Raw genomic sequence first — 12,579 nt, 5'->3', positions numbered from 1 at the left:
TGTAGATGGCGGTGGTGAGGATGGTTTCCTCATGACGTGCCGGCCAGAACAGTGCGTTGAGCGTCACGCCGCCATAGATCCAGCAGGTTGTGTCACGGGTATAGAGAGTGTTGGGCAGCGGCGGCAGCAGGTATTCGGTCACGCCGGCGGCATCGCGCACCAGGCGCAGCATATCCCCGCCGAGCGTCTCCGGAAATTCCTCGGTCGACAAACCACCGATCAGCGTTTCGGCCAGATCACGGGAGGATAGTCCGTCCAGATAGGAGCGGATTTCATCGACAAGACCCAGGCCGACCTGATCGGCGACCACCTGATTATCGAGTATCCATTCCTTGGCCTCGGGGATCGCCACCGTTTCCGCCAAGAGATTGTGCATCTCGACGACTTCGATGCCGCGTTCCCGCATCTTCGTCATGAAATCGAAATGGTCGCGCTTGGCGTTTTCAACCCAGAGAACATCATCAAAGAGCAAAGCATCGCAATTGGAGGGTGTCAGGCGCTGGTGGGCGCGACCCGGCGCACAGACCAGCACTTTTCGAAGTTGCCCTACTTCGGAGTGAACGCCAAAGGCAGCATCAACCGTCACGATAACCTCCTAGAGTTGGATGTATCCCGTCGCAAGCATGATGACGCCGGCGATGCACCCCGCTGCGGCGACCGCAAAGACGCCCCATTCGACCGGGGCAAAAAGCAGCTTGTTCTGCTCGCGCCTGGCCCAGACATAGAGAAGCGTGCCGGGAACAAAGAGCACGCATACCAAGGCCACGAATTGCAGGCCCGCAGCGACGAACATGAACATCGTGTAGACGATCGCGATCCAGGCAAAGATCTGATCGCGGGTGCGCTCTTGGGGAGTGTCTTCATAGCCCTCGCCGCTGCGAGCCAGCAGCACGCCATAACCGGCCACCAGAAGGTAAGGAAGCAGTGCCGTTACGCTCGTCATGTCCAGCATCAGGTTAAATGCATCAGCGGACCAGTAGGTCGAGACGACAAATAGCGAGACGACGAGATTGGTGGCCCACAGCGCGTTGGCGGGTACGCGATTCCCGTTTTGAACCGCAAACAGCCTTGGCATGTCCTCAGACTTTGCGGCCGCAAAAAGCACCTCGGCACAGATCAGTGACCAGGCGAGATAGGCGCCGAGTACCGAAATCAGGACACCGAGCGAGATGAAGACAGCTCCCCAATGTCCGACGACCGCCTCTAGAGCGCCGGCAAGTGAAGGTTGCTGCAACCCCGAAATGCCCGCTCGCGGCATATTGGCATAGGGTAGCAGCGTGATGGCTACCATCAGACCGGTAACGGCGACGAAGCCCAGGATTGTCGCCCTGCCGACATCAGATCGCTTCTTGGCATAACGAGAATAGACGCTGGCGCCTTCAATGCCCAGAAACACGAAAACTGTGATCAGCATGGTGTCGCGCACCTGATTGATCAGACTCTTTTCGGGCATGTCGAGCCCGCCAAAGAAGTTCTCGGAAAACTGCTGGAAGTTGAAGGCCACTACCATGGCGATGATGGCGACGATCAGCGGCACGATTTTGGCGACAGTGACGACCATGTTGATGAACGTGGCCTGCTCGACGCCGCGCAGGATCATGAAATGGAATGTCCATATGCCGATTAGGGAGACCACAATCGCGGCGGCGGTGCTGCCATTGCCGAAGAGTTCGGGGAAGAATCTGCCTAGTGTGGAGCCGATCAGCACCCAGTAGAAAACGTTTCCGAGGCAGCTTCCGAGCCAGTAGCCAAAGGCCGAAAGGAAGCCCATGTAGTCGCCGAACCCCGCCTTGGCATAGGCAAAGACGCCGGAATCGATGTCGGGACGCTTCTCGGCCAATGCCTGGAAAACCCGCGCCAGCATGTACATGCCGGTGCCGGCGATCAGCCAGGCAATGATCGCCCCGAAGGGGCCCGTGGCCGTGCCGAAACGACCTGGCAAGTTGAAAATGCCGGCCCCGACCATGGAACCCACCACCATGGCGGTGAGGCTGAACAGTGATAGCTTCTGCGTTTTGTCCGCACTCATCAGGTCACCCGTCATCCGTCCGAGGGACGCAATCTCACGGGCCGACGTTATCGACCGAGGCAGCCCCGAAACAGAGTTGGGCGTCCAGCAACCATGCCATTCATCCCAAGGTTCTGCCCCAGGACCATTCGTTCCGAATGGCAGCTATCGATGCTTCCACACTGAAAGCTGCCGGTCTCCTTGCGGCCCCAAAGCGGTCGTGCACAAAAAAGTCAGTTTCACGCTGACCAGTTAGCCGGAACTAGGGCGTCACTTGGTCAGGCTTGCTCCCGGTAGGTCTAGGGTCGGACCACCGAAAGCGGAAAAACCTACATGCCAGTCAATGCAGCGGCCGTCCGCGCAGCCGACGAAGCACGCAAGAAGGGTCGCAAACTTTTGGGAGAGGAACACAACGAGTTCAAAAAGTTGAAACTCGGTCAGCCGAAAAGTTGAAACTGGGAGAGGGTGAAACGCGCAAACCCTAGGAAAGGGTGGCGCGAGAGACGGGGCTCGAACCCGCGACCTCCGGCGTGACAGGCCGGCGCTCTAACCAACTGAGCTACTCCCGCAGCGCGGCGAACAAGTCATTCGCGCAACGTGGCGTCCGTTTACCCAGCCCTCAGGAGCAAGTCAAGCGAGCAAGTCGCCATCAACGCGACAATTTCATGAATGCTGCAGCAGCTTGTGGAAAATGCCCGCGACAACAAGGTCTAGCGCGTGATTTTTGATGTGGAGGGTGAGAATCGCTCGGCAGCACTCGCCGGCAGCAAGCTGGCATATTGCTGGCAGCACGGCGCCTAAGAGGGACTGGTGGGCGATGACGGACTCGAACCGCCGACATCCTCGGTGTAAACGAGGCGCTCTACCAACTGAGCTAATCGCCCGCCGGGCCGGATCGGCCTTAGGCAAGGTGGCCTTGATTAGGGCCCCTGCCCGCTATCGTCAACCGCCAAATGAAATGGCCCCGGCGCGATGCGCACGGGGCCGATCGTCGTGTCGATCCGGAAGCGGTCTTAGTTGATCGCGTCCTTCAGGCCCTTGCCGGGCTTGAACTTGGCCTGGTTGGAGGCCGGGATCTGGATTTCAGCGCCAGTGGCAGGGTTGCGGCCGGTCGAAGCCTTGCGCGCCGAGACGGCAAAGGTGCCGAAACCGACGAGACGGACTTCTTCGCCAGCCTTCAGGGAGCCGGTGATAGCCTCGAACACTGCGTCAACCGCTTCAGCGGCCTGTGCCTTGGTGATCGTCGCTTTGTCGGCGACGACGCCAACCAGATCGTTCTTGTTCATAGCGTTTCCTCACAGTGGATTTGCCCGCCCTCGCTGGCGAAGCCTAAAACGCGGCAACCCTTGGTCGATTCTGCGTGAAACGCAAGGATTTCCGGGCTTTTTACGAGGCCGAACGGTGCAACGCTGTTAATGGACCGGAAAAATTGCCCCTGCAAGTCCGGATTGTGAGTTTTCGCCCGTTTTCCGGGCTTTCCTGCGGGTTCCGAGGCTATTCGGCACCTGCAGGAGCCAGGGCGACGCGGCGCCTTATTCCCAGCATCAGCGGCAGGGCCAGCAGATAGATGGCGGCGCCGACGATCCAGATCATGCCCGGCCAGGTGCCGCGGCCGGTGAAATAGACGAAGCTGAAAAACAGCGGGCCGAATACCGCGGCCAGGCTCACCAGGCTCGCCAGCACGCCCTGCAGCTGCCCCTGCTTGTCTGGACCGACCTGGGTGGTGGTGAGCGATTGCAGCGCCGGCATGCCGATGCCGCCCAGCGCAAACAGCGGCGCCAGGGCAAAGAGAATCCAGCCCTGGGTGGCAAAGCCCAGAATCACCAGCGCCGTCAGCTCGCAGCCCATGCCGACGACCAGCGCCCAGCGCTCGCCCAGCCGGGCGACGGCGGGGCCGGTAAGGAAGGCCTGGGCGCCGGCATGGAACACGCCGAAAGCACCCAGCGACAGGCCGATCATCATGCCGTTCCACTGGAAGCTGTCCTCGCCGAACATGGCCCAGATGGTGCCGTACATGGTGCCGACGAAGTTCATGATGACGAAGATGGCCATCATTGGAATCAGTGCCTTGAAGGTCAGCGCCCATTTGAGGGGCTTGAACGGGTTGAGCGTGTCCCAGGTGAATTTGGCGCCCGGCTGGCCCTTGCGCGATTCCGGCAGCACGAACAGGGCCAGAGCGAAATTGATGCCGTTGAGCAGGGCCGCGGCGATGAAGGGCGCGCGCACCCAATAGTCGCCCAGGATGCCCCCGATCACCGGGCCGATGATGAAGCCGATGCCGAACATGGCGTGGAACAGGCCGAAGCGCTTGGCTCGCTCCTCCTCGGTGGAAATGTCGGTGATATAGGCAGTGGCCACGGCCATATTGGCGCTGGTGATGCCGGCTACGGCGCGGCCGAGCACCAGCATCCAGAGCTCCGGGGCAAAGGCCATGATGAGGTAATCAATGGCCGCCCCCGCCAGCGAGATCAGCAGGATCGGCCGGCGGCCGAAACGGTCACTGAGCACGCCGAGTACCGGCGAGAACAGGAACTGGCAGGCCGAATAGAGCGCCAGCATGACGCCCAGCAGCGTCGCCACCTCGGTGAGATGGCCCACGTCGCGCAATAAAGCCGGCAGGATCGGAAAGATCAGGCCGATGCCGACGGCGTCCAGGGTGACGGCGGCGAGAATGACGACGAGTGCCTTGTTCAAGGGATGCTCCTGTTGGCTGCGCCAGCCGGGCCGATTGAGGTAGGTCGTTCACGGGCGCGTTACAAGCCCGACCAATCAGCTATGAAGTGGCCTCGTGACAGAGCATGGCAGCAGCTGCGACCCTACGTGCTTCGTCACGCCACCCGATAAAGGCAGGCAAATGCCTGCACTTGACATGCAGGTATTTGCCTGCATATTGTAGCGCAGATTTGAGAGAACGATGGACGCAGACAAGGTTTTCAAGGCTCTGGCCGATCCGACCCGCAGGAGGTTGCTCGACCTTCTGCACGAGAAAAATGGACAGACGCTCAGCCAGCTTTGCGAAAATCTGGCTATGGCGCGGCAATCGGCAACGCAGCACCTCGCTTTGCTGGAAGAGGCCAACCTCGTCAGCACGGCAAAGCGCGGCAGGGAGAAGCTGCATTTCATCAACCCTGTGCCCCTGCACGATATCTACGAGCGGTGGGTGCGCAAATTCGAGCTCGAGCGGCTCAAGACGCTGCACGACCTGAAGACGGAACTCGAAGGAAACCAGGAATGACCGCCAAAGAGACGACCAGCTTTGTCTATGTGACCTATATCCAGTCGACCCCGGACAAGGTGTTCGAAGCCATCACCCGGCCAGACCTGGCAAGGCGCTACTGGGGCCATGAGAATGTATCGGAGTGGAAACCCGGGTCACGCTGGGAACACATCCGCGCCAATGACGAGCGCACCGTCGAGCTGGTGGGTAAGGTCGTCGAGGTATTGCCGCCCAAGCGTCTGGTCATGACCTGGACGAATGCGTCGCAGGAAGCCGACCCGGAAAGCTACAGCCGCGTGACGTTCGATATCGAGGAATATGAGGACATGGTGCGCTTGACCGTTGCCCACGACGAACTCCTGGCCGGCGGCGGCATGGCCAAGGGCGTCAGCAAGGGCTGGCCGCTGGTCCTGTCCAGTCTCAAGTCATTCCTCGAGACGGGCCGCGCACTCGACGTCTTTGCCAAGCCCAAGGCCGCCTGACGGCAGCCCGTAGCATCCAATCAACTTTCCATCCGGCCGCAACAGTGCTCGCTCAGGGCATGGACAGGTGCGCGCCGGCCACAGACCAGCCAAGGAGAAACGCATGACGACGACCGCAAGCTACACAACCGCCTTCAGGGTGAACCAGAGCCCGGAGGCCGTCTTCGCCGCCATCATCAACCCCCGCGCCTGGTGGAGCGGCGCATTCGAGGGAGACACGGCCGCGCTCGGCGATGTATTCACCTATCGCTACCAGGAGCTGCACTATTCAAGGCAAGAGGTCACCGAACTCGTGCCAGGCAGGCGCGTCGCCTGGCAGGTGCTCGACGCCGACCTCAGCTTCCTCAAGGACCGGACCGAATGGACCGGCACCACGATCGTCTTCGACATTGTCCGCACTGGCGGTCAGACCGAAGTCATCTTCACCCATATCGGCCTCAAGCCCGAAGTGGAGTGCTACGACACCTGCACGGACGCCTGGACATCGCTGATTCAGGGCAGCCTCAGGCAGCTTATCGAAACCGGCCGGGCGGACCTGCCGGAGCTGGCCGAGCCTGTCGCATGACGCGAGGAGCCGAAACCATGGCAACGTCCTATGCCGGGGGCTGCGCCTGTGGCGCGATCCGTTTCGAGACAAGCCAGCAGCCCATCTTCGAAAACCACTGCCAATGCTTGGATTGCCAGAAGCGCAGTGGCACCGGACACGGCTCCTACCTGACCTTTCCGCGGCGGAGCGACATGCGGATTACCGGCCAGGCAGCGGAATGGCGCGTCGCCGCTGACAGCGGGCACGACAAGCTCCATGCCTTCTGCCCCACCTGCGGTACGCCGGTCTACCTGACCTTCACCGCCATGCCGGACCTGATCGCGGTCCATGCCACCGCCCTCGATGATCCCGGCCAGTTCAAGCCGCAGGCCCTGACTTACAGCATTCGGGGACATGCCTGGGACGTGATCGATCCGGCGGTGCAGAAATTCGAGCGCATGGCGGGATAGGCACCGGCGAATCCACAGCCGGACAAACAAAAACGGCGGCCCTCTCGGACCGCCGTTTCTCATTCACTCAGAACCGCTCAGTGCGGCAGGCCGGTGGTGGTGTCGTCGGCGGCTTCCACGGTGGTGGAGGCGGCCGGGGTGGTCTCTTCGAAGTTCCACTCGATCGGCTCGGGCTTGCGCACCAGAGCGCGTTCGATCACCTGGTCCATGCGGCTGACCGGCACGATTTCCATGCCCTCTTTGACGATGTCCGGGATCTCGGCGAGATCGCGCACATTCTCTTCGGGGATCAGCACGGTCTTGATGCCACCGCGGAGGGCTGCCAGCAGCTTCTCCTTGAGGCCGCCGATGGGCAGCACCCTGCCCCGCAGCGTGATCTCGCCGGTCATGGCGACATCGTTGCGGACCGGAATGCCGGTCATCACCGAGACGATGGCAGTGGCCAGGCCAATGCCTGCCGACGGACCGTCCTTGGGGGTCGCGCCTTCCGGCAGGTGGACGTGGATATCGCGCGTGTCGAACATCGGCGGCTTGATGCCGAAATCGATGGAGCGGGAGCGGACATAGGCCGTTGCCGCGGTCAGCGATTCCTTCATCACTTCCTTGATGTTGCCGGTGACCGTCATGCGGCCCTTGCCCGGCGTCATCACGCCTTCGATGGTCAGCAGCTCGCCGCCAACCGACGTCCAGGCCAGGCCCGTCACCAGGCCAACCTGCGACTCGGCTTCGATCTCGCCGTGCTTGTAGATATCGGCGCCGAGATACTTGGTCAGGATCTCCTCGTTGATCGTAACGGTCTTGACCTTGTTCTTGACGATCTCGGCCACGGCCTTGCGCATCAGCTTGCTGAGTTCGCGCTTGAGGTTACGCACGCCCGCTTCACGGGTATAGCGCTGGATCAGGGCGGTCAGCATCTCGTCGGAAAGCTCGAACTCGCCAGGGGCGAGGCCGTTCTCCTTGAGCGTCTCCGGGATCAAGTGCTGCTTGGCGATCGCGTGCTTCTCCTGCTCGGTGTAACCGGACAGGCGAATGATCTCCATGCGGTCCATCAGCGGGCCGGGGATGTTGAGCGTGTTCGAGGTGGTGACGAACATCACGTCGGAGAGGTCATAATCGACCTCGAGATAGTGATCGGCAAAGGTGTGGTTCTGCTCGGGATCGAGCACTTCCAGCAGTGCCGAGCTCGGATCGCCACGGAAGTCCTGGCCCATCTTGTCGATCTCGTCGAGCAGGAAGAGCGGGTTGGATTTGCCGACCTTCTTGAGCGACTGGATGACCTTGCCGGGCATGGAGCCGATATAGGTGCGGCGGTGACCGCGGATTTCGGCTTCGTCGCGCACGCCGCCAAGCGCCATGCGCACGAATTCACGGCCGGTCGCCTTGGCGATCGACTTGCCGAGCGAGGTCTTGCCGACACCCGGAGGGCCGACGAGGCAGAGGATGGGGCCCTTGAGCGTGCCGGTACGGCCCTGCACGGCCAGATATTCGAGGATGCGTTCCTTGACCTTTTCGAGGCCGTAGTGATCCTCGTCCAGCACCTTTTCGGCCATGGCCAGGTCACGCTTGACCTTGCTCTTCTTGCCCCAGGGCAGGCCGAGCAGGGTATCGAGATAGTTGCGCACCACGGTGGCTTCCGCCGACATCGGGCTCATCGACTTGAGCTTCTTGAGCTCGCCCTCGGCCTTGAGCTTGGCTTCCTTGGAAAGCTTGGTTTTGGCGATGCGCTCCTCGATCTCGGCGATCTCGTTGGAGCCTTCTTCGCCGTCGCCCAGTTCCTTCTGGATCGCCTTCATCTGCTCGTTGAGATAGTATTCGCGCTGCGTCTTCTCCATCTGCCGCTTGACGCGGCTGCGGATGCGCTTTTCCACCTGCAACACGCCGATCTCGCCTTCCATCAGGCCGAGGATCTTCTGGAAGCGCTCGGCGACCGACAGGGTCGAGAGCAGGTCTTCCTTCTCGTTGATCTTGATGACCAGGTGGCTGGCAATGGTATCGGCCAGCTTGGAGTGGTTCTCAATCTGGCCGACCGCGGCCACGACTTCGGCCGAGATCTTCTTGTTGAGCTTCACATAGTTTTCGAACTCGGTGCTGGCCGAGCGCGACAGGGCTTCGAGCTCGGTCGGGTCTTCCACCGGTTCGGGCAGGATGGAGGCTTCGGCCTCGAAATAGTCGACGGTCTGCAGGTAGCGGTCGATGGTCGCGCGGTGCAGGCCCTCAACCAGCACCTTGACGGTGCCGTCGGGAAGCTTGAGCAGCTGCAGGACGGTGGCAATGGTGCCGGTAGCGTAGATCTGGTCGGGGGCCGGATCGTCGTCCTGCGCGTTCTTCTGTGTCACCACGAGAATGTGCTTGTCGTCGCGCATGACTTCTTCAAGCGCCTTGACCGATTTCTCACGGCCAACGAACAGGGGCACGATCATGCCGGGGAAAACGACGATATCACGCAGGGGGAGAACTGGGTAAACCCGGTCCCGGCTTGCATCGCCAGTGGCGGGGGTGACGTCCGTCATCTCGTATCCTTTCCGGGGCGCGCGGGGGAAGGGAGATGGTAGCGCGCCCGTTGTAGACAGCTACAGCGTTAAAGCTGGGCTGATTCCGGTTAATAAATAGGTCCGCCTACCGGGTGCACAAGTCAACCATCATGGATTTGTCACGGTTAACCGAGGAACGCACAGGAGATATGCGTAAGATCATGGGAACAGTGATGTTCCTTGGCTGCAAGGCGCATGCGGGAACTGGCCTTTATCCCCAACCACCTTTCACGTCTCCCCCCGAAGGGAGAGGTGAAGTGCGGCGGGTGCCCTACCCTACGCTCCGCCGTGCCTTGAGCAGGATGCTGGTATCGGTCGAGGCAATGCCGTCGATCTGCCTGATCTGGCGCAACAGATCGTCGAAGGCCTCGACGTCGGGGGCTTCCAGCTCCGCCACCATGTCCCAGCGGCCATTGGTATTGTGGAGCTGGCGCACCTCGGGCATGCCCAACAGCCGCTTCATCACCGCCGCCTCGTGCTTGCCATCGACTTCCACCATGGTGATGGCGCGGACGCCTGGGCCGGGTGCAGCCGCCGTGACCACGGTGAAACCCGCTATTGCTCCGCCCTGCACCAGCCGATCGATGCGGGCCTTGGCAGTGGCGCGCGACACCTTGAGCGCGAGCGCCAGCTTGGCCACCGGCGCGCGGGCATTGGCGCGCAGCAAGGCGATGAGGCGATGGTCGAGATCATCGAGGATCATTATGCGCATTTCCCCTTGTCAGAGTGAGCAATCCATAGCGCAAATATAGCACTATTCTGGCTTTTCGCATACCGCCAGGACGGGGCATGCTGGCGGGGATCAAGAGGTCCTGCCATGCACCCCGTTGCCGCCTACACAATCGAACTCTTCGGTATTCCCAGCGATGCGGGGGCGTCCTGCCGGGGTACCGGCATGGGGCCGGAGGCGATGCGCGTGGCCGGGGTGATTGAAACACTCGCGACGCTCGGCCACAAGGTGACCGACCGGGGCGATATCACCTGGGATGGTGGTTCGGCCGGCGGTACGCCATGGCGCCTGTCAAGCGAACGCCAGGCCGAGGTGCTGGCCATTGCCCGGCAGAGCAGCGCACATGCCCTTGCGGCGCTGAGCGCGGGCCGCCTGCCGATGTTTGTCGGCGGCGACCATAGTCTGTCCATGGGCAGCATTTCGGGCGTGGCGCGGCATTGCGCGGCCATCGGCAAGCCCCTGTTTGTGCTGTGGGTCGATGCGCACGGCGATTTCAACACCCCGGCGACTTCGGAGAGCGGCAATATCCACGGCATGCCGCTCGCCCTGCTCTGCGGCGAACCCGATTTCGGTCCTGAATATGACGGCGACTGGCGCGGGCTGGTCGATCCGACGCGGGTGACCATTTTCGGGGCGCGCTCCATCGACCGGCCGGAGCGGCAATTGTTGGGGCGGCGTGGTGTCGATGTCATCGACATGCGCCGCATCGACGAGTCGGGGGTGGTGGCGCTGATGCGCGAGATGCTGGCCTGCGTTGCCGCGGCCGGTGGGCACCTGCATGTGAGCCTCGACGTCGACGCCATCGACCCGGCCATTGCGCCAGGCGCCGGCACGCCCGTGGCGGGCGGGCTGACCTTCCGCGAGGCGCATCTGGTGATGGAGATGATCCACGACAGCGGCACGATGGGCTCGCTCGATATCGTCGAACTCAATCCCTATCTCGACCAGGCGGGCATGAGCGCCCGGCTGCTGGTCGACCTGGCGGCGAGCCTGTTCGGCCGCCAGATCATGCCGCGCCAGACCGCGCGCATGGACGTCAACGAAGCGGCAACCAGCATCTAGGAGCGCCAAAAATGACGCAGTTCATCGGGGTCGAAGACATGAGGAGGCTAGTCCGGTCCACCGGCACAAAGGCTTTCCTCACGCAACTGGCCGGCTACATCCGGTCCGACTTTTCGCGCTGGAGCGAATTCGAGAAATCCGCCCGCGTCGCCAGCCACTCAAAGGATGGCGTGATCGAGCTGATGCCCACTTCGGATGGCAAGCTCTACAGCTTCAAATATGTCAATGGACACCCGTCCAACCCCAAGACCGGCAAGCTCACCGTTACGGCTTTCGGCGTGCTGGCCGATGTCGCCACCGGCTATCCGCTGCTGATCAGCGAGATGACGCTGCTGACCGCCCTGCGCACCGCTGCCACCTCAGCCTTCGCTGCCTCGATACTGGCGCGGCCCGAGAGCCGGGTAATGGCGCTGGTCGGCGCCGGCGCGCAGTCGGAATTCCAGGCACTCGCCTTCCAGGCGCTGCTCGGCATCGAGGAGATCCGGGTCTATGACCCCGATCCACGCGCGGTCGACAAGTTCATCGCCAATGCGAAGGATTTCGGGGTGACGCTGGTGCGCGCAGCTTCGGTCGAGGCGGCCGTGGCCGGGGCGGATATCGTCACCGTCTGCACAGCGGTCAAAGGCCGGGTGGCGGTCATCGATGCCGCCATGCTCAGCCCCGGCACCCATATCAATGCCATTGGCGGGGACTGCCCGGGCAAGACCGAGCTGGCCGCCGATATCCTGGGCATGGGCGAGTATTTCGTCGAGTTCACGCCGCAGACCCGCATCGAAGGAGAAATCCAGCAGGCGCCGGCCGACTATCCGGTGGCCGAACTCTGGGAAGTGCTGGCCGGCGTCAAGGATGGCCGGACCGGCGCGGCGGATATCACGGTGTTCGACTCGGTCGGCTTTGCGGTGGAGGATTTCTCGGCCCTGCGGCTGGTGCATGACCTGACCGCGGCCAAGCGGCTTCTGCTGGATCTGGTGCCCGAATTGGCGGACCCGAAGAACCTCTATGGCGAGCTGATCGGCGAGCCGGCTTTGGCAAAGGCGCCGGAAGCGGCATAGCCGGCTTCACCTCTCCCCCAAAGGGAGAGGTGAAGTGCCAACATACTGCGCCCGTGGCCGGATGATCTGGCCGCTGGCGATCTGTTCCAGCGCATGGGCCAGCCAGCCGACGCTGCGAGCCAGTGCGAACAGCACCAGGGGCGCATCCGTCGGCAGGTCATAGGCCGCAACGAGGGCGGCGAGGGCAAAGTCGACATTGACGGCATCGCCCGTAATGCGCTCGGCGGCGTCCCGGAACGCGGTGAAATCATCGGGCGCGGTGAACTGGGCGAGCAGAGCCACGGCCCGCACATCCCCATCGGGATAGAGCTGGTGGCCCATGCCCGGGACGTACCGGCCCTCGCCGAGCCAATCGAGCAATGCCGATTCCGGGTCGGCATCGCGCCCGACATCCTCGACCAGCACGGCGACCTCGCGGGAGGCCAGGCCATGGCGCGGCCCGTTGAGGGTCGCTAGGCCCGCCAGCGCGCCCGCCCACACCGACGCCCCGGTTGAAACCGC

At 62.4% G+C, this 12,579-nt stretch carries 13 protein-coding genes and 2 tRNA genes; 6 read left to right on the top strand and 9 right to left on the bottom strand.

The window, feature by feature from the left end; all coding sequences use genetic code 11:
• The 6 genes from V6M52_RS05765 to tet all read right to left on the bottom strand — a co-directional run.
• A partial coding sequence (locus V6M52_RS05765) for an arginine deiminase family protein (RefSeq protein ID WP_332700329.1) occupies positions 1–586 on the bottom strand: 586 nt, incomplete at its 3' end.
• A gap of 9 nt (positions 587–595) precedes the next feature.
• A complete protein-coding gene (locus tag V6M52_RS05760; RefSeq protein WP_442881820.1) occupies positions 596–2,044 on the bottom strand; it encodes a basic amino acid/polyamine antiporter in 1,449 nt (482 codons plus the stop codon).
• Between the two features lie 456 nt (positions 2,045–2,500).
• A tRNA-Asp gene (locus tag V6M52_RS05755) sits at positions 2,501–2,577 on the bottom strand.
• Positions 2,578–2,816: 239 nt separating this feature from the next.
• Positions 2,817–2,892 (bottom strand) — tRNA-Val (locus V6M52_RS05750).
• A 129-nt stretch (positions 2,893–3,021) separates the two neighbouring features.
• A complete protein-coding gene (locus tag V6M52_RS05745; protein WP_046140229.1) occupies positions 3,022–3,294 on the bottom strand; it encodes an HU family DNA-binding protein in 273 nt (90 codons plus the stop codon).
• Between the two features lie 208 nt (positions 3,295–3,502).
• Entirely contained in the window at positions 3,503–4,702 is a 1,200-nt protein-coding gene (gene tet / locus V6M52_RS05740; protein ID WP_332700322.1) for a Tet(A)/Tet(B)/Tet(C) family tetracycline efflux MFS transporter, read from the bottom strand.
• Positions 4,703–4,922: 220 nt separating this feature from the next.
• Between tet and V6M52_RS05735 the strand changes: the two genes are divergently transcribed.
• The 4 genes from V6M52_RS05735 (at position 4,923) to V6M52_RS05720 (ending at position 6,703) form a co-directional block, all read left to right on the top strand.
• On the top strand, positions 4,923–5,243 hold the full coding sequence (locus V6M52_RS05735; RefSeq protein ID WP_332700321.1) for an ArsR/SmtB family transcription factor: 321 nt from the start codon (positions 4,923–4,925) through the stop codon (positions 5,241–5,243).
• Positions 5,240–5,707, top strand: a complete 468-nt coding sequence (locus V6M52_RS05730; RefSeq protein WP_332700319.1) for an SRPBCC family protein — start codon at positions 5,240–5,242, stop codon at positions 5,705–5,707. The genes V6M52_RS05735 and V6M52_RS05730 overlap by 4 nt, the downstream gene beginning before the upstream one ends.
• A 103-nt stretch (positions 5,708–5,810) precedes the next feature.
• Positions 5,811–6,272, top strand: coding sequence for an SRPBCC family protein (locus V6M52_RS05725; RefSeq protein ID WP_332700317.1), 462 nt, complete (start codon positions 5,811–5,813; stop codon positions 6,270–6,272).
• Between the two features lie 17 nt (positions 6,273–6,289).
• Positions 6,290–6,703 carry a GFA family protein gene (locus V6M52_RS05720; protein WP_332700316.1) on the top strand — a complete coding sequence of 138 codons (414 nt, stop codon included), beginning with the start codon at positions 6,290–6,292 and terminating at the stop codon, positions 6,701–6,703.
• A 77-nt stretch (positions 6,704–6,780) separates the two neighbouring features.
• Here V6M52_RS05720 and lon read toward each other — a convergent pair whose 3' ends face one another.
• On the bottom strand, positions 6,781–9,213 hold the full coding sequence (lon, locus tag V6M52_RS05715; protein WP_332691864.1) for an endopeptidase La: 2,433 nt from the start codon (positions 9,211–9,213) through the stop codon (positions 6,781–6,783).
• A 292-nt stretch (positions 9,214–9,505) separates the two neighbouring features.
• Complete coding sequence (locus tag V6M52_RS05710; protein ID WP_332691867.1) at positions 9,506–9,937, bottom strand: Lrp/AsnC family transcriptional regulator; 432 nt, start codon at positions 9,935–9,937, stop codon at positions 9,506–9,508.
• 114 nt (positions 9,938–10,051) lie between these two features.
• Between V6M52_RS05710 and rocF the strand changes: the two genes are divergently transcribed.
• Positions 10,052–11,026: an arginase gene (gene rocF, locus V6M52_RS05705; RefSeq protein WP_332700314.1), complete on the top strand. Its 975-nt coding sequence runs from the start codon at positions 10,052–10,054 to the stop codon at positions 11,024–11,026.
• An 11-nt stretch (positions 11,027–11,037) separates the two neighbouring features.
• Positions 11,038–12,078 carry an ornithine cyclodeaminase gene (locus V6M52_RS05700; protein WP_332700312.1) on the top strand — a complete coding sequence of 347 codons (1,041 nt, stop codon included), beginning with the start codon at positions 11,038–11,040 and terminating at the stop codon, positions 12,076–12,078.
• A gap of 6 nt (positions 12,079–12,084) precedes the next feature.
• Here the strand turns inward: V6M52_RS05700 and V6M52_RS05695 are convergent.
• A partial coding sequence (locus V6M52_RS05695; RefSeq protein WP_332700310.1) for a citrate/2-methylcitrate synthase occupies positions 12,085–12,579 on the bottom strand: 495 nt, incomplete at its 5' end.

This window comes from Devosia sp. (genome assembly GCF_036676215.1).
Lineage (GTDB): Bacteria > Pseudomonadota > Alphaproteobacteria > Rhizobiales > Devosiaceae > Devosia.
This window is presented reverse-complemented; position numbering and strand designations above follow the sequence as displayed.

Coding starts and splice junctions, on each gene's coding strand:
- V6M52_RS05710 (WP_332691867.1), bottom strand. CDS start 9,937: ATGATCCTCGATGATCTCGACCATCGCCTCATCGCCTTGCTGCGCGCC.
- V6M52_RS05725 (WP_332700317.1), top strand. CDS start 5,811: ATGACGACGACCGCAAGCTACACAACCGCCTTCAGGGTGAACCAGAGC.
- lon (WP_332691864.1), bottom strand. CDS start 9,213: ATGACGGACGTCACCCCCGCCACTGGCGATGCAAGCCGGGACCGGGTT.
- rocF (WP_332700314.1), top strand. CDS start 10,052: ATGCACCCCGTTGCCGCCTACACAATCGAACTCTTCGGTATTCCCAGC.
- V6M52_RS05735 (WP_332700321.1), top strand. CDS start 4,923: ATGGACGCAGACAAGGTTTTCAAGGCTCTGGCCGATCCGACCCGCAGG.
- V6M52_RS05760 (WP_442881820.1), bottom strand. CDS start 2,044: ATGACGGGTGACCTGATGAGTGCGGACAAAACGCAGAAGCTATCACTG.
- V6M52_RS05720 (WP_332700316.1), top strand. CDS start 6,290: ATGGCAACGTCCTATGCCGGGGGCTGCGCCTGTGGCGCGATCCGTTTC.
- V6M52_RS05730 (WP_332700319.1), top strand. CDS start 5,240: ATGACCGCCAAAGAGACGACCAGCTTTGTCTATGTGACCTATATCCAG.
- V6M52_RS05700 (WP_332700312.1), top strand. CDS start 11,038: ATGACGCAGTTCATCGGGGTCGAAGACATGAGGAGGCTAGTCCGGTCC.
- V6M52_RS05745 (WP_046140229.1), bottom strand. CDS start 3,294: ATGAACAAGAACGATCTGGTTGGCGTCGTCGCCGACAAAGCGACGATC.